Source organism: Pseudomonas oryzae (genome assembly GCF_900104805.1).
Lineage (GTDB): Bacteria > Pseudomonadota > Gammaproteobacteria > Pseudomonadales > Pseudomonadaceae > Geopseudomonas > Geopseudomonas oryzae.
The window spans coordinates 1,432,762-1,457,408 of sequence record NZ_LT629751.1 but is presented as its reverse complement, the minus strand read 5'-3'; the positions used below and the strand labels follow the sequence as shown (position 1 = coordinate 1,457,408).

The window sequence follows — 24,647 nt, the reverse complement described above, 5'->3', positions numbered from 1 at the left end:
TCAGCGAACTCCTCAAGAGGCTGGCATGAACATTACGCTTATCGGCAGTGGCAACATGGGTTCCGCCTTCGCCCGTCAACTGTCCCGGGCGGGGCACAAGGTCCGCATTACGGGGCGCGACCTCAGTAAGGCGCAGGCGCTTGCCAACCAATACCCTCAGGTCGAGGCCTACCCTGCTGCACAGGCCCTGGGAGACAGCGAGGTAGTCATAGTCGCTACCGCCTATACCGACGCCATCGAGGCGATGCGTAGCCTGGGCGATCTCAGCGGCAAGGTGGTGATCGACATCACTAACCCGCTAACCCCGGACTACATGGGTCTGACCATCGGCCACAGTAGCAGTGCAGCCGAAGAGATCGCCAAGGCATTCCCCAATATTCAGCTGGTCAAGGCATTCAACACCCTGTTCGCCCAGGTGCTGGCCGATGGCCCGATTTTCGCCAACGGTCAGCGCAGCAGTGTGCTCGTCGCCAGCAACAGCGAGCGCGCGAAGCAGACTGCCGTTTCCCTGGCCCAGAGCCTTGGCTTCGACGTTATCGATGCCGGCGGTCTGACCAACGCGCGCTACCTCGAGCCACTCGCGGGCCTGAACATCTACCTGGGTTATGGGGCTGGGATGGGCACATCCATCGCTCCCACCTGGATTCACAAGTAACTGCAACCGGAGCCAACAGCATGTATCACGCTTACCCCGTACTGTTCGTCTCCCACGGCGCCCCGACCTTCGCCCTTGACCCCGGCCTTGCCGGAGCGCGCTTGGCCGAACTGGGGCGCGACTTGTCGCGTCCGACGGCGATCCTGGTGGTATCCCCGCACTGGATGACCCGAGGCAGTGTGCGCATCAGCAGCAGTGCCGCGCCGGAGACCATTCACGACTTTGGCGGTTTTCCGGAGGCCTTGTACAGGCTCAGCTATCCGGCGCCTGGAAACCCGGATCTGGCGGAGCGGATCCGCGGACTGCTGAGCGATGCAGGCTTCCCGGCAATCACCGATCCCCGCCGGGGACTCGACCATGGGGCCTGGGTTCCCCTGCTCCACCTGGTGCCAGCAGCTGATATTCCAGTCGTTCAGGTTTCCCTTCCGTTCCCGCTCGACCCGGCAGGGGCCTGGCGCTTCGGACAGGCCATGCAACCCTTGCGGGAAGCCGGTGTACTGATCATCTGCTCGGGAAGCCTGACTCACAATCTCTACGAATTCCGTGGCCAGCACGGGCCTGCGTCGGACTATGTGACGCGCTTTGCCGACTGGACTGCCGAGGCATTGCGAAAGGGCGATCTGCAGACACTGCTCGACTATCGGCAGAACGCCCCGGAAGCCGAACGAGCGCATCCTAGCGACGAGCACTTTCTACCGCTGTTCGTAGCCCTTGGTGCCGCCGGCAGTGACTATGAACTGGAGGTGCTAGAGGGGGGCGTAGCCTACGGCGTGCTGGCGATGGACAGCTACCTGCTCAGCACCCCGTCCCAACAGCCATTCACACACGAGACGATATAGCTATGACTCAAAACATCGCGTTCTCTGAATTGCAGCATGAACCGCAATCCGGCCTGTACTACCGACGCGCGACCAATTCTGATGTCCCTCGCGCGCGCCTGCTACTGCTCCACGGGGTAGGCGGCAACGAAAGCAACCTTGCTGGGCTCGCACGCTTCCTTCCACCTGCACTAGATCTAATTTTGCTGCGTGCGCCACTGCAGATCGCCCCGCAAGGCTTTGCCTGGTTCCAGGTCAACTTCACCAGTACAGGGCCGGTAATCCAGGCAGATCAAGCGGAGGCAAGCCGTAATCGGTTACTGAGCTTCATCCAGTCGCAACCCCAGATGCCGACGGTCATCGCCGGCTTCAGCCAGGGCGGCATCCTCAGCTCCAGTGTCGGACTGAGCGCCCCCAACTGTGTAGCGGGCTTCGGCTTGCTCAGCGGTCGGATACTGCCGGAGCTGGAGCCACACATTGCCCCTCGGGAAGCGTTGCGCTCCTTGTCCGCCTTCGTTGCTCACGGGAAGCATGACGACAAACTCCCGCTGAGCTGGGCCGAGCAGGCAGATGCATGGCTGGAACGCTTGGGGGTCCCGCATCAGACCCACATTTATGAAATGGGCCACGAAGTCATCAGTGAAGAAGTCAGCGATTTCGCCCAGTGGTTGCGACCACTTCTGAAGCTTGACTAATCCACCGCAGGAGAGAGAACCATGATCGATAAACGGATCATGATGCCGCTCTGCGTCGCCCTATAGCCCAGAGCAATGGCCAGATGCGCATTGGCGACACCCGAGGGGGCGATCCGCACGATGTTCTCGGTACGCTCGACGAACGCCAACCCTGCCAACTCATGCAGCAGTGTCTTGGGCACGCCGGGACTGAAGCCGAAGTCGTACTCCTCCGGCATCTTGATCGCCGGTAAACAGGCCATTCGCGTCAGCAGCTTGCGGCTGCGTTGCTGGCGAAAGCTCTGCTCGGTCCGCAGCAGTTGCTCCAGGAAGTCACCGAAGCTGAACTCCTCCCTGCCTGCTGGGCCAGCACCGGGTAGTGATCGGCGATGCGCTCGAGATTGGGGGCCTGGCACAGTTCGGCGATGCGCTGGTGTTGCAGGTTCATGCGCAGGCCTCCCGGATCGACTCGTAGACCGACAGAGGATGCTGCAAGGACTCATGCGGTACGAGCCGTGGTCAGTCGCCCAGCAACGGTACCCACTCCTGCCGTGGGGCCTGCGGCAAGGATGGCAGCAGGCCCCGCTCCCAACGCCAGCGGTCAATCGGACGTTCACCGAGCGTAACGTGCACACGCACATTGGCCACTTCGACCAGTCAGTCGCCAACCAGTCGATTGGCCGTCCCGCAAGCCACCAGCAGACCCGCGGAGTTAACCCGGCTGTGCAAGGTTTTGTAGAAGCTCTCACGCAGGTGGGGGGGTGAAGCGCTCGACCTTGCCCTTGGTGCGTGCCCGGTACGGGCAGCACAGGCGGATGCGAAAGCCCAGACCGTCGGCCATCTGGAGCAGGCCGAGGTGGAAGCGGTGGCTACCGTCGCCATAGGCGTCGCGCTCCGGGACGACCGTCTTCATGTTGTCGAACAGCGCTGAGCAACGCGGAACTAGGGCTCCTTGAGCTAGCGCCGGACGGTATTGCGTGACACGCCCAGCGTCGTGGCGATCTGCCGAATGCTGCGCCCCTAAGGAAGGTCTGAAATAGCCCTGCCTTTTGCCCTCGCTCTGCCCAGCAGGCCGAAAAACGAAGGTCTCTTATGTCAAACGCGGGCTATTTCAGCGCTTCCAACCCCTATTCCTTGCCCTTCACGGGCACCCTGTGGGCTGCTGCCCACATCACGGACGCACCTCGCCTGCCATCAGCAGTCGTTTTCGCATCATCCAGAGGTTCGACAGGGCAAACAGGGTGACCAGTTGGGCCGTGTTCTTCGCCAACCCACGGAAACGCACCTTGGTGTAGCCGAGATCACCCGGAACGGATGTTCAACCTTGGCTCGCATCTGGGCCTTGGCCTTCTCGATATGGCGAATCGGGTAGTGCGGCTCGATCAGCGCCATCAACGCCTGCCACGGCACGACCTGATCCATCTCGATCAGGAAGCGCTCACGGCGGGTCTGTTTGCGCTTGCCAGCGTACTCGGCACCGGCGAAGGACAGCTGCTTCATGCAAGGGGCTCCAGAGGGGCGGCTGGGCTATTTCACCAGATTGGGAAGTGTTTTTCAGACCTTCCCTATGCCTCTGCCGGAAATTGCCATCAATCTGTTCTGGCACGCCAAATTCAACAAGGACCCAGCCAACCGCTGGATTCAGCAACTGATGTTGGAGTTGTTCTCCGCATCGAGCGCGCAAAAAAACCACTGATACTCGGCCACGAGCCCCTCAAACAAAGGGCTTTCGCGGCTGTTCGCAGGCCCCTTTCACTGGCCTTGCACAGCCACAACAATCACCAACTGCGCGACTGAACCACTCGTAGCAATATTCACAAACAGCATATTCAATATTGGCTTTGCGGTATTTACGCTGCCTGCAAACGAGCCAGATATTGAAGGTACTAAAAAAATAAAACCATGAGTTCCTTGCTATGCACCTGTCTTCTGCTTTGCGTATTGGCATTGTCGGTGGCGGTATCGCCGGCGTTGCACTGGCTCTAGATCTTTGCCGTCATGCCCACCTTCAGGTTCAGCTGTTCGAAGCCGCACCGGCTTTCGGTGAAGTGGGTGCCGGTGTTTCCTTCGGCGCCAACGCCGTTCAAGCCATCAGCGGCCTGGGTATCGGTGAACCCTATCAACGAGTGGCCGACCGCACCCCTGCTCCCTGGCAAGACATCTGGTTCGAGTGGCGCAAAGGCGAGGACGCCAGCTACCTCGGCGCCAGTATTGCCCAAGGCGTTGGCCAGTCCTCGGTACACCGTGCCGACTTCCTCGATGTACTGGCCAGTCAACTGCCCGAGGGCATTGCTCAGTTCGGCAAACGCGCCGTTCGTGTTGAGCAGGACGGCAATCAGGCAGAGGTTTTCTTTGCCGACGGCAGCAGCCACCAGTGCGACATTCTGATCGCCGCCGATGGCATCAAATCCTCCATTCGCGACCATGTACTCCAGGGCCTGGGTCAGCCACTGGCCTCGCCGCGCTTCAGCGGTACCTGCGCCTACCGCGGCATGATCGACAGCCAGCAGCTGCGCGCGGCCTACCGCGAGCACAGCCTGGATGAGCACCTGGTCAACGTGCCGCAGATGTACCTGGGGCTGGATGCCCACATCCTGGCCTTCCCGGTCAAACAAGGTCGTCTTATCAACGTCGTCGCCTTTGTTTCCGACCGCAGCCACAGCACGCCGGCTTGGCCTAGCGATTCGCCATGGGTGCGCAATGCATCACAAGCGGAAATGCTCGAAGCCTTTGCCGATTGGGGCGATGCCGCTCGTGTGCTACTGGAGTCCATCCCGAACCCTACCCTCTGGGCCCTACACGACCTAGAAGAACTTCCCGGTTACGTGCACGGCCATGTGGCGCTGATTGGCGATGCTGCTCACGCGATGTTGCCGCACCAAGGCGCCGGCGCTGGCCAGGGGCTTGAAGATGCCTGGCTACTCGCGCGCCTGCTCAGCGACCCGCAGGTGCTCAGCTCTACTCCTGCCACGATGCTCAACGCCTATGACGCCATTCGCCGCCCCCGCGCCTGCCGCGTACAGCGCACCTCATGGGAGGCCGGAGAACTCTATGAGCTCCGAGACCCCGTGGTCACCGATGACGAGACCCTGCTGGGGCAAACCCTGGCCGCTCGATTCGACTGGCTGTGGAACCACGATATGCAAGCAGACCTGCAAGCAGCCCGAACCCGACTGGGCTGGTAAGCCTCACCCCGAGTAAACCGTACTGCCAAAGCAGGGCTACCCTGTCCCTGTCCCTGCCCTTCAACCATTGATGACTTTCGACTTTCAACTGCGCCCTGCCCACAGCGAGCAAGCCACTCAGCGCAGCAAGCGACCACGTGCGCTGCAGGCTTGAGCTAGGCAACGCATAGCGTGCAAGAGCCCATTATCTGAGGAACAAACATGTCCCAGCCCAACGTTCAACCTCTGCAAATTCAGGTTGCAGTTCTCCGTGAAGCCGGTGCACCGCTGCAAATTGAAAACGCCACACTGGGCGCCCCTGCCCCTAGCGAAGTCCGCGTGCGCGTGGTCGCTACCGGAGTGTGCCATACCGATATGGTGGTCCGCGACCAGCTATTCCCGACACCTTTGCCCATAATCCTGGGCCATGAAGGTTCTGGAGTCGTCGAAGCCGTAGGTTCGGCGGTCACCACCGTCGCACCCGGCGACCATGTGGTGATGACCTATATGTCCTGCGGGCTGTGCTTGCCCTGCGAAACCGGCCATCCCGCCCACTGTTCCCATATGCATCCGCTGAACTTCGGTGGCGGTCGCATCGATGGCAGCACGTCCAGTTGCAGTTGCGGCGGCGACCATCCGATCCACGATCACTTCTTCGGCCAATCCTCGTTCTCCACCTACGCCATGGCCAACGAGCGCAATGTGGTCAAGGTGCCGAAAGAAGCGCCGTTGGAGCTGCTTGGCCCACTGGGTTGCGGCATCCAGACCGGTGCAGGCTCGGTGCTCAACGCCCTCAAGGTTGAAGCGGGTTCAAGCTTTGTGGCCTTTGGTGCAGGCGCCGTAGGCCTAGCAGCGGTGATGGCGGCCAGGGTTGCTGGCGCTACCACTATTATCGCTGTCGACGTCACTCCCAGCCGCCTGGAGCTGGCACTAAAGCTGGGCGCGACCCACGTCATCAACAGCCGCGAAGAAGATCCGGTGCAGCGGGTTCACGCCATTACCGGTGGCGGCGCCAACTACAGCCTCGAATGTTCTGGTCGTGCCGAAGTGCTACGTCAGGCCATCGACTCGATCACCATCCTGGGTACCTGCGGCATCGTCGGTGCGACCAAGATGGGTACCGAAGTGTCGTTCAACATCAATGATGTGATGATTCCGGGCAAACGCATCATGGGCATCGTCCAGGGTGATGTGGTGTCCAACGCCTTTATTCCCAAGCTGGTCGACCTCTACCTGCAAGGGCGCTTTCCCTTCGACAAGCTCTGCCACTTCTACCAGTTCGCCGAAATCAATCAGGCCATGGCTGACAGCGAGAGCGGCATAACGATCAAGCCGATCCTGCTGATGCCTTCTTTCGATCAAGCCTGACCGACGCGCTCCAATACGAGGAACATTCGATGACCGTTCAAATCACCATCGACAACCACAAACGTGATGCTTCCGACGGCAAAACTTTTCAACGAATTGACCCTGTCAGCGGCAAGACCGTTAGCGTGGGTGCAGCATGCAGTGTGCAGGATGCCCTGTGCGCTGCAGAGTCTTCAGCACAAGCCTTTCGCACCTGGTCAGTCACCGGGCCGACAGAGCGCCGTCGCATTCTGCTGGCCGCCGCTGACGCGTTGGAAGCGAAAATGGCTGAGTTCTGCTGCGTGATGGCTGAAGAAATTGGAGCATCCCAGCTCTGGGCACAGTTCAACATCGGCGCATCTGCGGGCTTGCTGCGCGAGGCTGCGGCCATGACCACGCAGATCAAGGGTGAAACCATCCCTACCGACAAACCCGGCGCGTTGTCGATGACCTTGCGCCAACCTGTCGGCACCGTGCTCAGCATCGTGCCGTGGAACGGCCCAGTAATTCTCGGCGCCCGCGCCATCGCCTATCCGTTGGCCTGTGGCAATACCGTGATTTTCAAAGGCTCGGAAAACAGCCCGCGTACTCACGCGTTGTTGGCCGAGGCATTCTACGAAGCCGGTCTGCCGCCCGGCGCTCTGAATTTCCTGATCAGCGCACCGGCCGATGCGGCTGCAGTGACCGAAGCGCTGGTTGCTCATGACAGCGTGCGCCGGGTCAACTTCACCGGCTCCACCAAGGTCGGCCGCATGATTGCGCAAACCTGTGCAAGCCACCTCAAACGCTGCCTGCTGGAGCTGGGTGGCAAGGCGCCCTTTATCGTTCTGGACGACGCCGATATCGACGGCGCAGTGAATGCGGCCGTGTTCGGTGCGTTTCTATATCAGGGGCAAATCTGCATGTCGACCGAGCGTTTTGTGGTCGACGAACGTGTCGCTGATGACTTCGTGGCGCGATTCTCGGCGCGCGTCGCCGCACTGGAAACCAACCTGCCCAGCGAATCCCCAGCTTGCGTGATTGGCCCGATGATCGCTCAAGGCTCGGTACAGCGGATCAACCAACTGCTAAACGACGCCATCGGCAAGGGTGCCCAGATCGTTGCCGGCGGTTTGGCCGAGAGCGCGTTGATGGCGCCGACGCTGGTCGACCGCGTGACGCGCAGCATGGCCATTTACGACGAAGAAACCTTTGGCCCGGTGACCACCATCGTGCGCGTCAAAGACGCCGAAGAGGCGCTGGCTGTGGCCAATGACACAGCCTATGGCCTATCTTCCTCGATCTTCAGTGCCGACGTCACCAAGGCTCTGCAACTGGCCGCACGCCTGGATGCCGGCTGCGTGCATATCAACGGTGCGACCGTGCAGAACGAGCCCCAGGCGCCCTATGGCGGCATGAAGAAGAGCGGCTATGGCCGTTTCGACGGCAGCGCCGTGATCGAGGAGTTCACCGAGGTCAAGTGGGTCACGGTGGAGCCGTCCGACCAACCGTACCCGTTCTAAGCCTGCGCACCAGGCCGACGCTCTGTCGGCCTGGAACCACGCCTGATTGCCCCGGGCGCCGGCATTGCACCGGCGACGTTTAAACGTCACCGACTACAACAAAAAGTGGTGCCTATGAACATTCGTCCATCTGTATTGCGTGCCCGTTCCTATCCCCTGTCTCGCCTGCTGACAGGCACCGTTGCCGCTATCGTGCTGCCTGTCGCCCAGGCCACAGAAGGCGGCGGCTCCTCGTACCCCATGGGTGCGGAAAACTACATGACCGGCGCCATGCCGCCGCCCGGTTTCTATGCCCAGGTATTCGCCCAGCATTACAGCGCCGACAGCCTGCGTGACAACAGAGGCCATGATGCCGTCGCCCACTTTGATCTGGATGCCGCAGTGGTGGCACCAAGGCTAATCTGGGTGACCGAACAAAAGGTGCTGAACGGCGATTTGGCCTTTCACCTCAATGTGCCCTTGGTGGATCTCAAGGTTGAGGTCAACGACCAGCATCAGCGTCGCAAAGGCATGGGCGACATCATTTTCGGCCCGGCCCTCGGCTATCACTACAGCGACAAGCTGCATGCCATCTACGCGGTGGATATTTTCGCCCCCACCGGTCGATATGACCGCGGTGATCTGGCCAATATCGGCCGCAATTATTGGGCGGTAGAGCCGATTGTGGCGCTTTCCTATGTCGACCCTGACGGACTCAACCTGGACGTGAAGTTGATGTATGACTTCAACTTCCGTAATCCGGACACCGACTACCGCTCAGGCCAGGAAGCCCATGCCGATTACTCGACCGGTTGGGGTTTTGGTAACGGTTGGGTGGTGGGGGTTGGCGGCTATATCTATCGCCAGGTCACCGATGACAACCAGAACGGCGACACCGTGGACGACAACAAAGGCCGCGCATTCGCCATTGGCCCTTCGATCAAGTACAGCGACGCCAGCGGCTGGTTTGTCACTGCCAAATGGCAACAGGAAAAGGCCGTGCGTAACCGAGCGGAAGGTGATGCCTACTGGCTGAAGCTGACCATTCCGCTTTAACACGGCAGGCATTAAGGGCCCAGCAATAGGCCTTTAATGACAGCGGTATATGCACGCCGATTGACGAAATAACCTCTACATGCCGGCGATTTGCAGCGTGTTTATCGCCTTCTAGATCTCTCCTATTCTCTCTTCGCTGCTCCGCTGCACTGAGTGGCAGAGCCCGGACTGACCGCAAGATCGGCCCAGATCGCGCTCTACCCCACGTGAATAGAGGATCACCCCATGCCTACTGTACGAGTCAGTTGGTTCGAAGGGAAAGACCACGCCGCGAAGGAAGCTGTCGCGGCTGAAATCGCCCAAAGCATCGTGAAAAACACCGGCACCGACGCCACTACATCTACGTAATATTTGAAGACGTGGCGCCATCGGATTGGGCCGGTGCAGGCAAGCTGTACGGCGAAGATCCAAAGAAGACCTAATGAAGGTCTGAAATAGCCCTGACCTTTGCCCTCGCTCTGCCCAGCAGGCCGAAAAACGAAGTTCTCTTATGTCAAACGCGGGCTATTTCAGCGTTTCCGACCCTATTCCTTGCCCTTCACTGGCACCATGTGGGCTGCTGCCCACATCACGGACGCACCTCGCCTGCCATCAGCAGTCGTTTCCGCATCATCCAGAGGTTCGACAGGGCAAACAGGGTGACCAGTTGGGCCGTGTTCTTCGCCAACCCACGGAAACGCACCTTGGTGTAGCCGAGATCACCCGGAACGGATGTTCAACCTTGGCTCGCGTCTGGGCCTTGGCCTTCTCGATCTGGCGAATCATGCGGCCGAGCAGGCTGTGCTTGCCGAGTAGCTTATAAGTAGGCGAGCAGCAACTGACCAGATAACCTCGCGGCCTTCATGCTCGGGGCGCTTTTCGACCCCGGTGTAGCCGGCGTCCGCGCAGACATACGACTCTTCGCCGTGCAGCAATTTGTCGACCTGAGTGACGTCAGCGACGTTGGCTGCTGTGCCGATCACGCTGTGTACCAGCCCCGAGTCGTCGTCAACGCCGGTGTGTGCCTTCATGCCGAAGTAGTACTGGTTGCCCTTCTTGCTCTGGTGCATCTCCAGATCACGCTTGCCATCCTTGTTCTTGGTCGAACTGGGCGCATGGATGATGATCGCGTCGACGATGCTGTCCTGGCGCAACAGCAGGCCGCGCTCCCCCAGGTAGCCGCTGATGACTTCCAGGATCTGGCTAGCCAGTTCGTGCTTCTCCAGCAGGCGGCGGAAATTGAGGATGGTGGTCTCGTCCGGAATCCGATCCAGGTGCAGTCCGGCGAAATGGCGCAGGATCGTCACCTCATATCGGGCTTCCTCCATCGCCGGCAGTAGCCGAACCATTTCTGCATGAGGTGCACACGCAGCATGGCAGCCAGCGGGTAGGCCGGACGCCCACCTTCGCCTCTCGGGTAGTGCGACTCGATCAGCGCCATCAACGCCTGCCACGGCACGACCTGATCCATCTGGATCAGGAAGCGCTCACGGCGGGTCTATTTGCGCTTGCCAGCGTACTCTGCATCGGCGAAGGACAGCTAGGGGCTCCAGAGGGGCTGCTGGGCTATTTCACCAGATTGGGAAGTGTTTTTCAGACCCTCCCTAACGGGCCAATACCCTGAACTCCACTGCTTGCTCCTGGGTCAACATGAGCAGCCTCGACAAGGCCGCAAGGTTAGCCAGGTGGGACAGTTTTAGATCGGCCTTGACTCATGCAGTTGCATACCCCCCCCAATATTCATGCCGGTGATGAAGGTTATACAACTTCGCTTATTTACTTATATAACAGCCTTCTCTATTTTTAACCCAAGGCATCATTAATAGGAGTGTGGTCAGAGCGGGCTCTCACGCCACGGCATGAGACGCTGCAACTCACCGCCCCTTGTTAAATGCCTCAGCATGAGGCCATTCGCACCATCTAAATTTTCGCCAACCCCTAATAATAAAGAGATAATAATTATGAATGAAAAAGAAACCAATAAAATACGCCGCATTGCTGTGGTCGGCGGCGGTATCGGTGGCTTGACCTTTGCGATTGCGATGCGCCACCACGGTATCGACGTTGATATATACGAGCAAGCGGAGGAATTGCGTGAGGTTGGTGCCGCGGTCGCATTATCCGCCAATGCCACGCGTTTTTATTACAACCACTGGGGTTTGGGCGAGGAGTTCGACGAGGCTGCGTTTGAAATTTCTGCTTTGATCTACCGGGACGGAAAAACTGGCCGTGAAATCGGCAGGCACGCCGGGGGGCAGGCGTATCGAGACCTTTTCGGCGGCCCCTATCTCGGCATCCACCGGGCCGAGTTGCAAAGGATTCTCTCCACCAAGGTGGGTATGGAACGCATCCACCTGAATAAACGCCTAGTAAATATCGATGATACTGGCGAACAGGTAGTGCTACATTTCAAGGATGGCAGCAAAGCGGAAGCTGATATAGTAATCGGTGCTGACGGAGTGCGTTCCACCGTACGGAATTTGATGCTCGGCTATGAGGATTACATATACGCGGGGTACACAGCTTTTCGTGGGATTGTTCCAATCGATAAACTACCGAGCATGCCTGATCCGACCGCCATTCAATTCTGGATGGGTGAGTCCGGCCACTGTCTTCACTACCCGATCGGCGGAGACAGGAAAGGAGACATCAATTTCTTTCTCGTAGAACGCACTCCGACGACCTGGCCACTAAAACAGTCGACCGCGCCTACAGACGACGGCGAACAGCTACGCCTCTTCAAGGACTGGCATCCTGCTCTCGTCGAGATGATCGCTTCGAACACATTGAAGACAGTCAATCAGCGGTGGGGAATGGTTTATCGTATGACCCTTGGCCGCTGGAGCAAAGGTCGGGTAACGCTGCTCGGTGATGCCGCACATTCCCTAGTACCGCACCATGGACAGGGTGCCAACCAGTCGATCGAGGATGCCGTGGTCCTTGCTGACTGCATTGCCGCTGCGGGTTCCGCGTCGATTGCAGAAACCTTTGAACGTTACGAGCGACTGCGTCGTGGCCGGGCGCGCAAGGTTGTGTATGCGTCCGTGACCACTGGCGATATGTTGCACTTGCCACCGGGTGAAGAGAGGGATCGGCGCGATGCACGTCTTGCCTCACATGATGCCATGCTGCATCACCTCGATTGGATCCACGGCTTCGACGCTAGCGATCTCAACGAGCCGGATGAACGCCAGGGCGGAACCTGGTTGTGATGCGGGCTTTCTACGTCACATCTGGATGTAATTTACCGTAGAAGACCTGTGGTGCAATGCTGCTCACCTAAGCGGAGCAGCATTGCGATCAACCGGGAAGCGCGTCGTGGAAATCTTCACCATCCTGGGTCTTGATGGTCTAAGCCCTCTTGACGTTTCGCGCTGGAGGCCTTGAGGAGGAGAAGCAAACCCGCAGAATTGAGGCTCCCACAGCAACAACCCTGCGGCTTTGCAAATGCCCCCGATTGATGCTCAGTGACGAGCCTTGATCGAGGCTAGAAAAAATCTGCTTCAACAAGCCAGGTAGTGTCCGCCCTGCCCCGCATCACTCAGCGAGTGAAGCCGTCGAACGGGGTCATATAGATCGCACCGAATTCATCTAGGCGTTTACGTGCCTTGGCGTCCGGGTTGCCATAGACAACCAGGCCGGTGACCGTAACCAGGTCAAGGAAGCGCTTTGAAAAAAGGGCGAAGGTCTGGTCGATATGCGAGACCAACCCTTCGGAGTGATAGCGTTCGATGATGTGAACCGAACGCTGGTCGCTACTCACGCTGTACTCGTAGGTCAAGGTGCCAGGTTCTTGGCGGGTGGCTTCAACGATCTCCGAGACCAGCGACTCAAAGGCCGGGAAGTTTTGAGGCTCGAGGCTCAGATTGAAAATATTGACGATTACATCGCTCATAGTTTGCCTTCGTTGTCCGTGGTGAATGATTCAGGTCCCGTGGCGCGGCGCATTTATTGAAACGGGATTCAGGCGGCGCCGGTCAGAGGTTTTCTACAATCCATTGGATGACCGACTGGTGACGGGGCTTCCAGCCCATTTCCTCGCGCGCACGAGTGGCGTGCACGCGGCTGTTTGAGCCGAGCGAATAGCGCGCTTTGTTGAGCCCCCAGTAGCTGGTCGCTTCCGCTTCGGTCCATTGCTCGATACGAGAAATGCCGAGGCGCCGGGCGATAGACTGGGCTATCTCGGCAAAGGACGATTCGCCGTTCTCGACGAAATAGAATCCCCTCCCCTTCGCCTGCTCAAGCGTCAGCAGGTAAAGGTCGCTCATGTCCTCGACATGAATGGTCGACCAGCGATTGAGGCCCGGCCCGACCGTCCGGACCACACCGCTTTCCTGCGCCTGGCTGACCAGAGCCGGAACCTGCACGCTGTCCCGCTGCAAGCCTCTGCCCCGGCCATAGATTAGGCTGTTGCACAGTACGATGCCCCGCACGCCCTCGGTTTGGCAGACGAGAGTATCCAGAGCGTGGCGTGCGGACTTCTCCGGCATGACATCAAGGGGCGTACGCTCGTCGTAGACCTTGCCATTGAGCCGGGTGCCTGCTGCCGCATCCCCCACAACGCTGGAGCCGCTGGTGTGCAGAAGCGCCTTGCTGCTCCCGGCGAGCGCCGCGAGCAGCGACTCCACCGCGCCACGGTGATCGCTGCTGGCTGCATTGATGACGGCGTCAGCGGCTCGCGCCTCACGCATCAGCAGTTGAGTATCGTCGAGACTGCCATGTACGGGCTCGATACCGAGGGCGCGCAGGGCGTCGAACTGTCCCTCATTTCGTGCCAGGCCACGCACCGAATGTCCCGCCTCAAGCAGTCGCATTGCAACGGAACCGCCGATGTAGCCCGTGACGCCAGTGACAAAGACCTTCATGTATTCACCCTGCCGGACATTTAGACCGCGTTTCTTCATGCCGGGCCAAGTAGGCACGCGAGCATACTTGGCGGATCGTTTCCGGACAACGTCCTTGCAGAGGCGGGCGGGAAATGCCCGCCACCATAGCCATCACCAGGCGATTTCGTTGCCCTGGAAGTCGATGAAGAACACGCCAGCGTTACCCTGGCGTGCGGCAATGGCCTTGGCCATGCCATCGGTGCTGTCCTCGATCTCGACGGGAGCGTCTGGGCCTCCCATGTCAGTGCGTACCCAGCCCGGCATCATGGCAATGTAGGTCCGCTCATCCTTCTTGCGCGCGCTGAAACTGCGCAGCAGCGAGTTCAGTGCGGCCTTGCTGGCCCGATAGGACTCGTAGCCACCTTCAGTGTTGGTGCTGACGCTACCCAGGGCGGAAGACATGACGGCCACGACCCCCTCGGCCGGAACATTGGCACTGAAGGCTTCGAGCGCTCGCATGGGGCTGAGGGCATTGGTCAGCATCAGGTGGGCAAACTCGTCGTTGCTGATCTGGCTGGACAGCTGCTGCGGATCGTCGCTCACACCGGCGACCACAAACAGCAGATCGAAAGTGGCACCTTTCAGCTTCTCGGCAAGCTGTTCGATCTGCTTCTGGTCATTGATGTCGAGCTGCTCCACACGCAGTGCCTGAGAGAATTTCTCGGCCAGTTGTCCCAGATGAGTGTCCGGCCCCGGAGCACGCTCGGTCGCCAAGACTTTCCAGCCTTGCTCCAGGTATTTCTGAACCAGCCCGAGGCCGAGGCCTCGCGATGCGCCAAGGATCAGGGCGTGCTTCTGCTTGTCTGCAGTGGTCATTGATGACTCCGGTGGTAGGTGGGGCTATCGAATGGTGGCCCTTGTTCCAAGGCGCCAATCCAGATGGGGGATCATGCTATAGTCGACAAAGATTCAGATAAACAGGCAAAAACTCTTAACTGAGTAGAAAATAAGTCAACATAAGAAAGCCGAATGATGCAGATCGAATCGCTGAACGGAGTCATCACCTTCGTCACCGCCGCCCGCTCCTCCAGTTTCACCGAGGCCGCAGAGCATCTTGGCGTCTCCAAGTCGGCGGTGGGCAAGGCAATCTCCAGGCTGGAGGAACGGCTGGGAACCCAGTTGTTCCACCGCACGACCCGGCGCATTCGCCTCTCCGCCGACGGCGAGGCCTATTTCGCCGCCTGCGCGGCGGCACTGGATGAAATCAAGGGCGCCGAAGACAGCCTCGGCCCTAGGGCCAACGAGCCAGCCGGCCGCTTGCGCGTGGACATGCCGGTGGCCTTCGGTCGGCAGGTGATCATGCCGATGCTGCTGTCACTGGCCAAACAGTTTCCGCGTCTGAAGTTGAGCCTCTCCTTCAGCGATCACCTGATCGATCCCATCGAGGAAGGTGTCGACCTGATGATCCGCTTCGGGGAAATCGGCGACCAGAGCAATCTGGTGGCGCGCAAGTTGGCAAGCCAGCGCTGGGTCATCTGCGGCTCTCCCGAATACCTTGCGAGACAGGGCTATCCCGACGGGCTACACAGCCTGGAGCGGCATGACTGCATCGTTGGCTTCAGGCGTGGATTGCCCTTGTCCTGGCGCCTTTGCAGCGAGGGCCAGAACATCCGCTTTGCCCCGCCCTCCACCCACCAGTTCAGCGATGGCGCCGCCATGATCGACGCCACCCTGGCCGGTCTGGGCTTGTGCCAGATGCCGCTCTACCTGTTCCGCCAGCACATAACTGACGGACGACTGGTGGAGGTGCTGGCCGAACTGGAACCGGATCCGGTGGACATCTACGCACTATGGCCGAAGACCTCGCACCTGAGACCCAAGGTCCGTTATGTGGTCGACCAGTTGATCGAGCTCAGCAAAGACTGGTAAAGAGCGAATTGCTTGCCCAAGGGCCACATATTACAGAGGGCAGCCGGAGGTTGCTCGCGCCACAAGTGTGCAGCGAAACCCCATATCGATAGCGCCGGCAAGCTACCGTCAGCCTGTCGTGCAACGAAACCCTGTATTGCAGGAGCGATCCAGTAACGCTCCGAACGCCGAGTAACCATCGGCAGCGCTTGTGAGGTCGGCCTTGCTTTCCGGGGATGCGAACCTGATCCAGAAGTGCCTGGGCATTCGAGACATCAATGGCCTATCCCTGTGCATCCAGCAGGCGCTAGGTCGATCGCCCTGCGACGGCAGCATCTACCTGTTTCGCAACTACGCCGGCACGCGCCCGAAGCTGCTGCAGTGGGATATCAACGGCGTCTGGCCGGACTTTTGCTCAATCCAGCGGGAGACCAGTCTGCCCAACTGGTGGCGGCACTGCGCATGGCAAACGGCAGCTGGCCTGCGCCAACGGATACTCGCTATTTCTGAGTGCAGCGCTCTGACTTACCTTTGATGCGTGCTGTATAGGGTTTCGTGTGGATATGCCTGCCGCCCCAAGCGTCAGCATATTCCGCTGGAGTGCTCTGGCAAGGTGGCAGGCGCCATGATCTGTCATTACTTGCCGAAAACGGATACCCACGAGGTAGTAGCGCAAGCCCTGAAGCAGAGTCCGGCAAGCTCCTCAGCACTACTGGTCCGAGTGCAGGCGAGTGAAGGCTCGTCGGGATGCATCATCAATGGATACGTGGGTGAGCCCAGCCCCCGCCGCCGAAATTTTGCAGACGATCACCGGTGGCCCTGGCCCGGACTTCCAGTCGGTCATCACTGCTGGGCCGCCCCATCTTATGTCAGAGGAAACCAGATCCGTGATCAGCTCCTGAGGAGCCTCAAGGGAGTTCGTAGTGCCCTGCCATGTGTGCCTCCATACCCCGGGCCGGTTCCAGCTGTCTGGACTTCTAGCATAGAACCTAGCTAGCCTCCCCATATAACAACAAAATCGAGAGAAATCGAACTGATGACTGACATGAAATCACCCCCCAAAACGGCCTTGAGTGTCGGCAATGTGACCTTCAGTCAGGACGACGATGCGCAGAGCCAGAGCGAGAAAATGGCCCGGATCATCCTTGACCGGATGTATCACTTTGCCGGGCTGCTGGATCCCGACGGCACCATCCTCGAAATCAATCTCCCCGCTCTTGAAGGTGCCGGGCTGCGCATCGAAGACATTCGTGGCACTCCCTTTTGGGAGGCCCGCTGGTTTGCTCTGTCACAGGAGAGCCAGAGCCTGCAGCGACAACTCGTCGAGCGTGCTGCCGCAGGTGAGTTCATTCGCTGCGATCTGGAAGTCTACGGCGAAGCCAGCGGCGAGCGCACGATCATCACCGATTATTCCCTAACTCCGGTCCGCGACAGTTCGGGCGAGGTGGCTTTCCTACTCGCCGAAGGGCGGAACATCACCAGCAAGAAGAAATATGAGCAGGAGATAGCCCGCAAGAACACCGAGCTAGAGCGCCTGGTGGAGCAGATCCGTGAGCTGGATGCACAGAAAAACCGTTTCTTTTCCAACCTGAGCCACGAGCTTCGCACGCCGCTGTCGCTGATTCTCGGTCCGGTGGACGAAATGCTGGCAAGCAATGAGCTGTCCAGCCGCCAGCGTAACGATCTGGCCAGCGTCCGACGCAACGCAGTAACTCTATTGCGCCTAGTTAACGAACTACTCGATTTGGCTAAAGTCGACGCGGGCAAGATGCAACTTGCTTACGAGCGGCTGGATGTCACTGCGCTACTTTCGGAGGTGGTCTCTCATTTCGAGGCGCACGCCCGGCAGCGACGTATCGCCTGCGTCGTGCTGACCCAGGAGCCGCTGAAGGCGGAGGTCGATGGCGAGAAGATTGGCCAAGTGGTGTTCAATTTGTTGGCAAACGCCTTCCACGCCACGCCCGATGGAGGACGCATCAGTTGCAGCGTGGAGCGCGCAGGTAAGGATCGCTGGCTACTCAGCGTGCGCGACAGCGGCCCGGGTATTCGCGCCGACCTGCGCGAGCGAATCTTCGATCGGTTCCAGCAGGGACTGGAGGATTACGGTGGTCCTCGGACCGGCAGCGGACTGGGCCTGGCGATCGCCCGAGAATTCGTCGAGCTACACGGAGGCACCGTTACTGTCAGTGATGCCCCCGGTGGCGGCGCACTATTCCAGCTGGAGATGCCACTGCATGCGCCCAGCCAAGCCCAAGTTCGCCGGCAACTTACCTCTACCAAGACGCCGACTCCGGCGCTGTCCTCGTCGCATGGCAGCAATCCAATACCGCAACACCCCCACAGCCAGGCAGAAGCCGACAGGCCGCATGTGCTGCTGGTGGAAGACCACGCGGAAATGCGTCATTTGATTGCCCGCTCGCTTGCTTGCGAATTTGAGGTCACCTGCGCAGCAGATGGTCAAGAAGGGCTGGCGCTGATGCGGCAAACACCCCCGCCGGACCTGGTCATTACCGACCTGATGATGCCGGAGCTTAGCGGCGAGCAACTGGTGCGACGGATGCGCGAGGAGCCCGGGCTGATGCAGATCCCGGTGCTGGTGCTCTCGGCTCGTGCCGACGAAGAGCTACGCATGACCCTGCTGGCCGAACTGGTGCAGGACTATGTGACCAAGCCGTTCTTCATTCCAGAACTGCTCAGCCGGGTGCGCAACCTGGTGATGACCCGTCGCGCCCGCCTTGCCCTTCAGCAGGAGCTGGAAACCCACAACGCCGACCTGGTCGAGCTGATCCGCGAGCTCATCTCCAGTCGCCAGGCCCTGCAGCGCAGCCTCGAGGCAGAGCGGAAATCCGAACGGCGCTGGCGGGCGATCCACGAGAACTCCGCCGTCGGCATCGCAGTGGTTGACCTCGAGTGGCATTTTGTCTCCGCCAATCCGGCGTTTTGTCGCATGCTTGGTTATAGTCAGGAGGAGTTGGTCGGCCGCCAGGTATTAGATATCACCCACCCCGATGACCGCGAAATCACTGGCCTGCGCCTGCAGCAACTCCTCGACGGCCGACTGAAGACCTATCACCACCAAAAGCGATTCCTGCATAAGAATGGGCGCAGCCTGTGGACGCGCTCCAGCGTTTCAGTGATACCAGAAAGCGGCGACACACCGCCTTTGCTGATTGGCGTAGTTGAGGACATCGATGAGCGCAAGCGGGCAGAATACTCCCTGGAGCAGGCACGTAGCGAACTGGCGCGGGTAATGCGCATGACTGCCATGGGCGAGTTGGTCGCCTCCATAACCCATGAGATCAACCAGCCGCTCACGGCCATCATTGCCAACAGCCATGCCTGCAGGCGCTGGCTAGAGAGCGTCCCACCCAATCACGAGGAAGCGGTGTCCTGCGTTGGCGGCATCATTCGCGATAGCCAGCGTGCAGCCGATGTGGCGCTGCGGATTCGAAAATTTCTACGCCGCGGCGAAGTGCACCAGGAACCATTGGATCTGGCTGCTTTGGGAAGCGACGTGCTGGGCTACGTGCGAGAAACCCTGCTGATGCAGGGTATTGCTTTGGAGACTGAACTTCCTTCTGGACTTCCTGCAGTACTGGCCGACCGGGTGCAACTGCAGCAGGTTGTGCTCAACCTCCTGCTCAACGCCATCGAGGCGATCCAGACTGCTCGCCCGGAAGCACCATTGCTGAGCCTCAAAGTCGGCCTATGCCCAGACAGCAGCAATCTGTTCTTGCTGGTTGGCGACAACGGCATTGGGGTCGCCGAGGCGCAACGTGAGCGCGTCTTCGAGCCCTTCTACACCACCAAGAGCCAGGGGTTGGGAATGGGGCTGACGATTTGTCGGACCATCCTCGAAGCGCATGGAGGGCAGCTGCGCCTGCTGCCCTCAGACGGCAACAGTTCCGGCAGCTTGTTCCAGATTTCGCTCCCGGCCGCCTGCGGAGTTCAGCCATGAAGCCGCTCAAGCCTACCGTGTTTGTAGTCGACGACGATCCCTCCATGCGTGAAGCCCTCAGCAACTTGCTGCGCTCGACTGGGCTTGAAGTGCGAACATTTGACAGCGCCCAGGCATTCCTCGAGCACCCTCGTCAAGAGGGTCCTGGCTGCCTGGTGCTAGACATGCGCATGCCGGGAATGACCGGAATGGAGTTGCAGCAGCAACTCGCCACGATGAGCGACGACATTCCCATCGTCTTTATCACTGCACACGGCGACATTCCCATGACAGTGCGGGCGATAAAGGCCGGCGCCTTCGAGTTCCTGCCCAAGCCGTTTGAGGAGAAGGCTCTGCTCGACGCCATTAACCAAGGCCTGCAGATAGACATCGCGCGACGCCAGGCACGTGCCGAGCGGAACAGCCTGGAAAGCCGTTTTGCCCCGTTGACTGAGCGCGAACGTCAAGTGCTTCGTCTGACCGTCCGGGGCCTGATGAACAAGCAGATCGCTGGCGAGCTGGGTATCGCCGAGGTCACCGCCAAGGTCCACCGGCACAACATTATGCAAAAGCTGAACGTACGCTCGCTTGCCGAGCTGGTTCGCCTGGTTGACCATTACGAATCAGCCCGCATCAAATGAGACGACCTGCCCCTCATGCGAGCCGGAACACATGGGAGTGTTTTTCCGGCCGGTAAAAAATTACGATAACCACTTTAAAATCAATAATTTACGAACCACTCACTACGCCTGAGCCCGATCTAAACCATGGTTTATTCCTTAGTTGCGGGTGACTGATTACCTTGGAGCTGTCAGTCATCAACAACAAAAATAAGGAGTACATCATGAAAAAGCGTATCGGTATCGTGGGTGCTGGAGCCGCCGGGCTGCATCTGGGCCTTTACCTGCGCCAGCATGACATCGACGTCACTGTCTACACCGACCGGAAGCCGGACGATTACAGCGACCTTCGCCTGCTCAACACCGTTGCTCATCACGCGGTTACCGTCCAGCGCGAGGAGGCCTTGGGCGTCAACGAATGGCCGTCCGACCAATATGGCTACTTCGGCCACTACTACTACGTTGGTACCCCGCAGCCCATGCAGTTCTACGGCGACCTCAAGGAGCCGAGCCGCGCAGTAGATTACCGTATGTACCTGCCGATGCTGATGCGTGCTCTCGAGGCTCGCGGCGGCAAGTTCAGCTACGACACGGTCACCGCTGATGACCTCGAGGCACTATCCGAGCAGTACGATCTTCTGGTGGTTTGCACCGGCAAGTTCGCCCTCGGCCAGCTGTTCGACAAGCAGCCCGAGAACTCTCCATTCGAGAAGCCGCAGCGCGCCCTTTGTGTCGGCCTGTTCAAGGGCATCAAGGAGTCTCAGATCCGCGCCGTGACCATGTCCTTCTCACCCGGTCAAGGCGAGCTGATCGAGATCCCCACCCTGTCTTTCAACGGTATGGTCACCGCGCTGGTGCTGGAAAACCACATCGGCGGAGATTTGGAGATTCTCGCGAACACCAAATATGACGACGATCCCCAAGCTTTCCTCTCCCTCTTGCTGGATAAGCTCCGCAAACACCATCCGTCTGTCGCCGAGCGCATTGACCCGGATGAGTTCGACCTCGCTAACGGCTCGCTGGATATCCTCCAGGGCGGCGTGGTGCCGGTATATCGCAATGGCCATGCCCAGCTAAGGAATGGTCGCACCATCATCGGCCTGGGCGACGTACAGGCCACCGTTGACCCGGTCCTCGGTCAGGGTGCCAACATGGCCTCCTATGCAGCCTGGGTTCTTGGCGAGGAGATTGTCGCTCAGTCGGTCTACGACCAGCGCTTCTGTGAACACCTGGAGCGGCGCCGGCAGGATCGAGTGACCTGCGCTACCCGCTGGACAAATTTCACTCTCACAGCCCTGTCGCAACTGCCGCCAGCATTTGTGCAGTTCCTCCAGGTGCTCAGCCAGAGCCGTGAGATGGCTGACGAGTTCACAGACAACTTCAACTACCCCGAGCGCCAGTGGGACTACTTCTCGAGTCCTGAACGCATCGGCAACTGGTGCAACAAATTTGCACCCGACGTCGCCGCCTGACCGGCCCTGCCGCTGGCCCGCGGGGCCAGCGTCCCCCCGAATTGAAGGTGAATGACATGAACACTCAAGAGCTCGCGGTTTCCGTCTATGTCGATCCGACCTGCTTTCGGCAGTCGGTCGCCCTCTTCGCCACCGGCATTGCCGTGATCAGTGCCGAGACCGAAGAATGCAAGGTGCACGGCATGACCGTGAACAGTTTCACCTCCTTAAGCCTGGACCCGCCTACCGTTATGGTGTCGCTCAAGCCCGGGCGCATGCATGACCTGATTAGCCAGAGTGGTCGCTACGGCGTCAGCATCCTCGGCGAGGACCAGCAGGCATTCTCCGCTTACTTCAGCAAGCGCGTGCCAGACGAGTGCCAGCCCCCGGCTTTCGTCGTGCAGGAGGAGTTGCCGACCCTGCAGGGCGCGCTGGCTTGGTTAGAGTGCGAAGTTGAGAAAAGCGTGACGGTCCACGACCACACCCTGTTCATCGCACGGGTTACCGCCTGCGGCCGCCCAAGTTTGCAGTCACCAAAGCCGCTGTTGTTCTTCGCCAGTCGCTATCACGGCAACCCTGTGCCGCTAGGTTGACCCCAGCAAAACTCCCATACAACAAGAACTCCCGGTTCAGCGCCATCATTGCCGCTGCCTCGCGGGAACAAGGAGATAACCATGCTCAATGCCTTCGAACGCAAGATGGCCGGTCACGGCATCCTGATGATCTTCTGTACCCTGCTGTTTGGGGTTGGCCTGTGGATGCACCTGGTCGGCGGTTTCGAAATAGTCCCCGGCTACATCCTCGAATTCAGTGTGCCAGGCACGCCGGAGGGCTGGGCTCGCGCCCACTCCGGCCCCGCACTGAACGGCATGATGGTGATTGCCGTTGCCTTCGTCCTGCCTAGCCTCGGCCTCGCCGAAAAGACCAGTCGCTTGCTTGGCTGGATCATTATCCTGGATGGCTGGTCCAACGTCGGCTTCTACTTCTTTTCAAATTTTTCGCTCAACCGCGGCCTGACCTTTGGCGCCAACCAGTTCGGCCCCGGAGATATCTACAGCTTCCTTGCCTTGGCCCCCGCCTACCTGTTCGGTGTTCTCGCGCTCGGCGCCTTGGCCGTGATCGGTTATCAGGCGTTGAAATCACCCAGCGCCGCCAAATCCAGCGGGCACACCATGACGGAACAACAAGGAATCTGACGATGACTAGCATTGCGACTCAAAGCCCTAAAACCACCCTGCCGAGCCAGATGCTCATCCACGGTAACCGGACAGACGCCCGCTCCGGCGCCTCGCTGACTGTATTCAACCCGGCCACTGGGCATCCGCTGACCAACGTGCCGGACGCCAGTGCTGATGACGTGAACCTCGCAGTGGAGAGCGCTGCCGAAACCTTCCGCTCTGCAGCCTGGCGGCGAATGGCTCCAGTCCGGCGTGAAGCGATCCTGCTGCGCTTGGCCGATCTTCTTGAAGCCAATGCCGATGAGTTAGCCCGGCTGGAGACGTTGAACAACGGCAAACTCTTGGCCTACTCGCGGCTTCTGGAGGTCGGTGCCAGCGCCCAATGGTTGCGCTACATGGCTGGCTGGGCAACCAAGATCAGCGGCAATACCCTGGACGTTTCCCTGCCACTGCCGCCAGATGTGCGTGTACAGGCATCGACCCGCCGCGTTCCAGTCGGGGTGGTCGGCGCGATCATTCCCTGGAACTTCCCGTTGCTGATGGCTGTGTGGAAGATCGCCCCGGCACTGGCCTGTGGCAACACCGTGGTACTCAAACCTGCCGAGGAAACCCCGCTGACCGCCCTGCGCCTGGGCGAACTGGCCTTGGAGGCCGGGCTGCCCGCCGGCGCGCTGAACGTGATTACCGGGCGCGGAGAGACGGCGGGCGATGCCTTGGTACGTCATCCGCGCGTAAACAAGGTCGCTTTCACCGGTTCCACTGAGGTTGGGCGGATCATCGGCGCGGCCTGCGGCCAGAGCCTGAAGCCGGTATCACTGGAACTGGGTGGCAAGAGCCCGGTGATCGTCCTGCCCGACTGCGACCCGCAGAAGGCTGCCGAAGGCGCCGCCGCAGCGATCTTCTTCAACCACGGTCAGGTATGCACTGCCGGCTCGCGCCTCTACGTGCATGCAAGCATCTACGACGATGTGCTCGAACGTCTTGGACGTATAGGGGAAAGCATCGTGCTCGGCTCTGGACTGGACGAAGGTGTGCAGATGGGGCCCATGGTCTCGAAAAAGCATCACGAGAATGTTCTCAAGCACATTCGCAGTGGCCTGGAAGACGGTGCCGAGCTTCTCTGTGGCGGTCTGGAGGCACCGCTAGCGCAGGGCTATTTCGTCAAGCCGACAGTGTTCGCTAATCGATCCAAGAATGACATCCGCCTGCTAACCCAGGAAGTGTTCGGCCCGGTGCTCGTGGCTACGCCGTTCTCCGACATTGATGAGGTCATCGGCGAGGCTAACCGTTCAGTGTACGGCCTGGGCGCGAGCGTCTGGACCAACGACCTATCCGCCGCACTGCGTATTGGCGACGACCTGGAAGCCGGCACGGTGTGGATCAACACCCACAACATGATCGATCCCAACCTGCCGTTCGGTGGCTTCAAGGACTCCGGCCTCGGCCGCGAGCATGGCGCGGCAGCTATCGAGCACTACACGGAGACCCGCTCGCTTGTAATCGCCTACTGACCGGTGCGGGTCGCGGCACTGCTGCGGCCCATGCCTCAACCC

At 59.8% G+C, this 24,647-nt stretch carries 20 protein-coding genes and 8 pseudogenes; 18 read left to right on the top strand and 10 right to left on the bottom strand.

Annotated elements, in window-relative coordinates; genetic code table 11:
• Window positions 1-25: 25 nt before the first annotated feature.
• The 3 genes from BLT78_RS06615 to BLT78_RS06605 are packed head-to-tail and all read left to right on the top strand — an operon-like array spanning window position 26 to window position 2,168.
• Window positions 26-655: an NADPH-dependent F420 reductase gene (locus BLT78_RS06615; protein WP_090348222.1), complete on the top strand. Its 630-nt coding sequence runs from the start codon at window positions 26-28 to the stop codon at window positions 653-655.
• A 20-nt stretch (window positions 656-675) separates the two neighbouring features.
• The gene (locus BLT78_RS06610; RefSeq protein ID WP_090348221.1) at window positions 676-1,494 is read left to right on the top strand and encodes a dioxygenase family protein; all 819 of its coding nucleotides are present in this window, start codon (window positions 676-678) and stop codon (window positions 1,492-1,494) included.
• Between the two features lie 2 nt (window positions 1,495-1,496).
• Window positions 1,497-2,168, top strand: a complete 672-nt coding sequence (locus BLT78_RS06605) for an alpha/beta hydrolase (protein WP_090348220.1) — start codon at window positions 1,497-1,499, stop codon at window positions 2,166-2,168.
• 32 nt (window positions 2,169-2,200) lie between these two features.
• Here BLT78_RS06605 and BLT78_RS06600 read toward each other — a convergent pair.
• From BLT78_RS06600 to BLT78_RS21970, 5 pseudogenes are all read right to left on the bottom strand, one after another.
• Window positions 2,201-2,595 (bottom strand): annotated as a pseudogene (locus BLT78_RS06600) (ATP-binding protein); the annotation flags it as partial.
• Window positions 2,592-3,090, bottom strand: a pseudogene (locus tag BLT78_RS06595) (IS21 family transposase); the annotation flags it as partial. The pseudogenes BLT78_RS06595 and BLT78_RS06600, both read right to left, overlap by 4 nt.
• A 14-nt stretch (window positions 3,091-3,104) precedes the next feature.
• A pseudogene (locus BLT78_RS21975) lies at window positions 3,105-3,164 on the bottom strand (hypothetical protein); the annotation flags it as partial.
• A 154-nt stretch (window positions 3,165-3,318) separates the two neighbouring features.
• Window positions 3,319-3,509: pseudogene (locus BLT78_RS21675) on the bottom strand (IS5/IS1182 family transposase); the annotation flags it as partial.
• A 3-nt stretch (window positions 3,510-3,512) separates the two neighbouring features.
• Window positions 3,513-3,647 (bottom strand): annotated as a pseudogene (locus BLT78_RS21970) (IS5/IS1182 family transposase); the annotation flags it as partial.
• Between BLT78_RS21970 and BLT78_RS06585 the strand changes: the two are divergent.
• The 6 genes and pseudogenes from BLT78_RS06585 (at window position 3,646) to BLT78_RS21865 (ending at window position 9,617) form a co-directional block, all read left to right on the top strand.
• The gene (locus tag BLT78_RS06585; protein ID WP_090348219.1) at window positions 3,646-3,843 is read left to right on the top strand and encodes a hypothetical protein; all 198 of its coding nucleotides are present in this window, start codon (window positions 3,646-3,648) and stop codon (window positions 3,841-3,843) included. The pseudogene BLT78_RS21970 and the gene BLT78_RS06585 sit on opposite strands and share 2 nt — an antisense overlap.
• A gap of 220 nt (window positions 3,844-4,063) precedes the next feature.
• The gene (gene salA, locus BLT78_RS06580) at window positions 4,064-5,332 is read left to right on the top strand and encodes a salicylate 1-monooxygenase (protein WP_090348218.1); all 1,269 of its coding nucleotides are present in this window, start codon (window positions 4,064-4,066) and stop codon (window positions 5,330-5,332) included.
• A 201-nt stretch (window positions 5,333-5,533) separates the two neighbouring features.
• Complete coding sequence (locus BLT78_RS06575; RefSeq protein WP_090348217.1) at window positions 5,534-6,679, top strand: NAD(P)-dependent alcohol dehydrogenase; 1,146 nt, start codon at window positions 5,534-5,536, stop codon at window positions 6,677-6,679.
• 29 nt (window positions 6,680-6,708) lie between these two features.
• Window positions 6,709-8,160 (top strand): aldehyde dehydrogenase, encoded by a 1,452-nt coding sequence (locus BLT78_RS06570; RefSeq protein WP_090348216.1) that lies wholly within the window; start codon window positions 6,709-6,711, stop codon window positions 8,158-8,160.
• A 114-nt stretch (window positions 8,161-8,274) separates the two neighbouring features.
• Window positions 8,275-9,195: a SphA family protein gene (locus BLT78_RS06565; RefSeq protein WP_090348215.1), complete on the top strand. Its 921-nt coding sequence runs from the start codon at window positions 8,275-8,277 to the stop codon at window positions 9,193-9,195.
• 225 nt (window positions 9,196-9,420) lie between these two features.
• Window positions 9,421-9,617: pseudogene (locus BLT78_RS21865) on the top strand (tautomerase family protein).
• A 146-nt stretch (window positions 9,618-9,763) separates the two neighbouring features.
• On the opposite strand, the pseudogene BLT78_RS06555 reads toward BLT78_RS21865, so the two are convergent.
• Window positions 9,764-10,654: pseudogene (locus BLT78_RS06555) on the bottom strand (IS5 family transposase).
• A gap of 481 nt (window positions 10,655-11,135) precedes the next feature.
• On the opposite strand from BLT78_RS06555, the gene BLT78_RS06550 reads away from it, so the two are divergent.
• Window positions 11,136-12,386, top strand: a complete 1,251-nt coding sequence (locus tag BLT78_RS06550) for an FAD-dependent monooxygenase (protein WP_090348214.1) — start codon at window positions 11,136-11,138, stop codon at window positions 12,384-12,386.
• A gap of 329 nt (window positions 12,387-12,715) precedes the next feature.
• On the opposite strand, the gene BLT78_RS06545 is transcribed toward BLT78_RS06550, so the two are convergent.
• The 3 genes from BLT78_RS06545 to BLT78_RS06535 all read right to left on the bottom strand — a co-directional run bounded on the left by BLT78_RS06545 (window position 12,716) and on the right by BLT78_RS06535 (window position 14,876).
• Window positions 12,716-13,069 (bottom strand): putative quinol monooxygenase, encoded by a 354-nt coding sequence (locus BLT78_RS06545; RefSeq protein ID WP_090348213.1) that lies wholly within the window; start codon window positions 13,067-13,069, stop codon window positions 12,716-12,718.
• A gap of 82 nt (window positions 13,070-13,151) precedes the next feature.
• Window positions 13,152-14,039, bottom strand: a complete 888-nt coding sequence (locus BLT78_RS06540; protein ID WP_090348212.1) for an NAD-dependent epimerase/dehydratase family protein — start codon at window positions 14,037-14,039, stop codon at window positions 13,152-13,154.
• Window positions 14,040-14,171: 132 nt separating this feature from the next.
• Window positions 14,172-14,876 carry an SDR family NAD(P)-dependent oxidoreductase gene (locus BLT78_RS06535; protein WP_090348211.1) on the bottom strand — a complete coding sequence of 235 codons (705 nt, stop codon included), beginning with the start codon at window positions 14,874-14,876 and terminating at the stop codon, window positions 14,172-14,174.
• Between the two features lie 153 nt (window positions 14,877-15,029).
• Here BLT78_RS06535 and BLT78_RS06530 point away from each other — a divergent pair, with 153 nt between their 5' ends.
• Window positions 15,030-15,929 carry a LysR family transcriptional regulator gene (locus BLT78_RS06530; RefSeq protein ID WP_090348210.1) on the top strand — a complete coding sequence of 300 codons (900 nt, stop codon included), beginning with the start codon at window positions 15,030-15,032 and terminating at the stop codon, window positions 15,927-15,929.
• A gap of 165 nt (window positions 15,930-16,094) precedes the next feature.
• Here the strand turns inward: BLT78_RS06530 and BLT78_RS21670 are convergent.
• Window positions 16,095-16,191 (bottom strand): annotated as a pseudogene (locus BLT78_RS21670) (IS5/IS1182 family transposase); the annotation flags it as partial.
• On the opposite strand from BLT78_RS21670, the gene tnpB reads away from it, so the two are divergent.
• From tnpB to styD, 7 genes are all read left to right on the top strand, one after another.
• Window positions 16,153-16,443 carry an IS66 family insertion sequence element accessory protein TnpB gene (gene tnpB, locus BLT78_RS21965; RefSeq protein WP_408003110.1) on the top strand — a complete coding sequence of 97 codons (291 nt, stop codon included), beginning with the start codon at window positions 16,153-16,155 and terminating at the stop codon, window positions 16,441-16,443. The pseudogene BLT78_RS21670 and the gene tnpB overlap by 39 nt on opposite strands.
• Window positions 16,444-16,944: 501 nt before the next feature.
• Complete coding sequence (styS, locus tag BLT78_RS06520; RefSeq protein ID WP_090348208.1) at window positions 16,945-19,866, top strand: two-component system sensor histidine kinase StyS; 2,922 nt, start codon at window positions 16,945-16,947, stop codon at window positions 19,864-19,866.
• Window positions 19,863-20,486 carry a two-component system response regulator StyR gene (styR, locus tag BLT78_RS06515; RefSeq protein WP_090348207.1) on the top strand — a complete coding sequence of 208 codons (624 nt, stop codon included), beginning with the start codon at window positions 19,863-19,865 and terminating at the stop codon, window positions 20,484-20,486. The genes styS and styR overlap by 4 nt, the downstream gene beginning before the upstream one ends.
• Before the next feature lie 203 nt (window positions 20,487-20,689).
• The gene (gene styA, locus BLT78_RS06510) at window positions 20,690-21,937 is read left to right on the top strand and encodes a styrene monooxygenase subunit StyA (RefSeq protein WP_090348206.1); all 1,248 of its coding nucleotides are present in this window, start codon (window positions 20,690-20,692) and stop codon (window positions 21,935-21,937) included.
• A gap of 56 nt (window positions 21,938-21,993) precedes the next feature.
• The gene (styB, locus tag BLT78_RS06505) at window positions 21,994-22,509 is read left to right on the top strand and encodes a styrene monooxygenase NADH-dependent flavin reductase subunit StyB (protein WP_090348205.1); all 516 of its coding nucleotides are present in this window, start codon (window positions 21,994-21,996) and stop codon (window positions 22,507-22,509) included.
• A gap of 81 nt (window positions 22,510-22,590) precedes the next feature.
• The gene (gene styC / locus BLT78_RS06500) at window positions 22,591-23,112 is read left to right on the top strand and encodes a styrene-oxide isomerase StyC (RefSeq protein WP_090348204.1); all 522 of its coding nucleotides are present in this window, start codon (window positions 22,591-22,593) and stop codon (window positions 23,110-23,112) included.
• Between the two features lie 2 nt (window positions 23,113-23,114).
• Window positions 23,115-24,605, top strand: a complete 1,491-nt coding sequence (styD, locus tag BLT78_RS06495) for a phenylacetaldehyde dehydrogenase StyD (protein WP_090348203.1) — start codon at window positions 23,115-23,117, stop codon at window positions 24,603-24,605.
• Window positions 24,606-24,647: the final 42 nt, after the last annotated feature.

Coding starts and splice junctions, on each gene's coding strand:
- BLT78_RS06530 (WP_090348210.1), top strand. CDS start 15,030: ATGATGCAGATCGAATCGCTGAACGGAGTCATCACCTTCGTCACCGCC.
- BLT78_RS06605 (WP_090348220.1), top strand. CDS start 1,497: ATGACTCAAAACATCGCGTTCTCTGAATTGCAGCATGAACCGCAATCC.
- BLT78_RS06585 (WP_090348219.1), top strand. CDS start 3,646: ATGCAAGGGGCTCCAGAGGGGCGGCTGGGCTATTTCACCAGATTGGGA.
- BLT78_RS06545 (WP_090348213.1), bottom strand. CDS start 13,069: ATGAGCGATGTAATCGTCAATATTTTCAATCTGAGCCTCGAGCCTCAA.
- BLT78_RS06565 (WP_090348215.1), top strand. CDS start 8,275: ATGAACATTCGTCCATCTGTATTGCGTGCCCGTTCCTATCCCCTGTCT.
- BLT78_RS06540 (WP_090348212.1), bottom strand. CDS start 14,039: ATGAAGGTCTTTGTCACTGGCGTCACGGGCTACATCGGCGGTTCCGTT.
- BLT78_RS06615 (WP_090348222.1), top strand. CDS start 26: ATGAACATTACGCTTATCGGCAGTGGCAACATGGGTTCCGCCTTCGCC.
- BLT78_RS06575 (WP_090348217.1), top strand. CDS start 5,534: ATGTCCCAGCCCAACGTTCAACCTCTGCAAATTCAGGTTGCAGTTCTC.
- styA (WP_090348206.1), top strand. CDS start 20,690: ATGAAAAAGCGTATCGGTATCGTGGGTGCTGGAGCCGCCGGGCTGCAT.
- styS (WP_090348208.1), top strand. CDS start 16,945: ATGACTGACATGAAATCACCCCCCAAAACGGCCTTGAGTGTCGGCAAT.
- salA (WP_090348218.1), top strand. CDS start 4,064: ATGCACCTGTCTTCTGCTTTGCGTATTGGCATTGTCGGTGGCGGTATC.
- BLT78_RS06610 (WP_090348221.1), top strand. CDS start 676: ATGTATCACGCTTACCCCGTACTGTTCGTCTCCCACGGCGCCCCGACC.
- styR (WP_090348207.1), top strand. CDS start 19,863: ATGAAGCCGCTCAAGCCTACCGTGTTTGTAGTCGACGACGATCCCTCC.
- styD (WP_090348203.1), top strand. CDS start 23,115: ATGACTAGCATTGCGACTCAAAGCCCTAAAACCACCCTGCCGAGCCAG.
- styB (WP_090348205.1), top strand. CDS start 21,994: ATGAACACTCAAGAGCTCGCGGTTTCCGTCTATGTCGATCCGACCTGC.
- BLT78_RS06570 (WP_090348216.1), top strand. CDS start 6,709: ATGACCGTTCAAATCACCATCGACAACCACAAACGTGATGCTTCCGAC.
- BLT78_RS06550 (WP_090348214.1), top strand. CDS start 11,136: ATGAATGAAAAAGAAACCAATAAAATACGCCGCATTGCTGTGGTCGGC.
- BLT78_RS06535 (WP_090348211.1), bottom strand. CDS start 14,876: ATGACCACTGCAGACAAGCAGAAGCACGCCCTGATCCTTGGCGCATCG.
- styC (WP_090348204.1), top strand. CDS start 22,591: ATGCTCAATGCCTTCGAACGCAAGATGGCCGGTCACGGCATCCTGATG.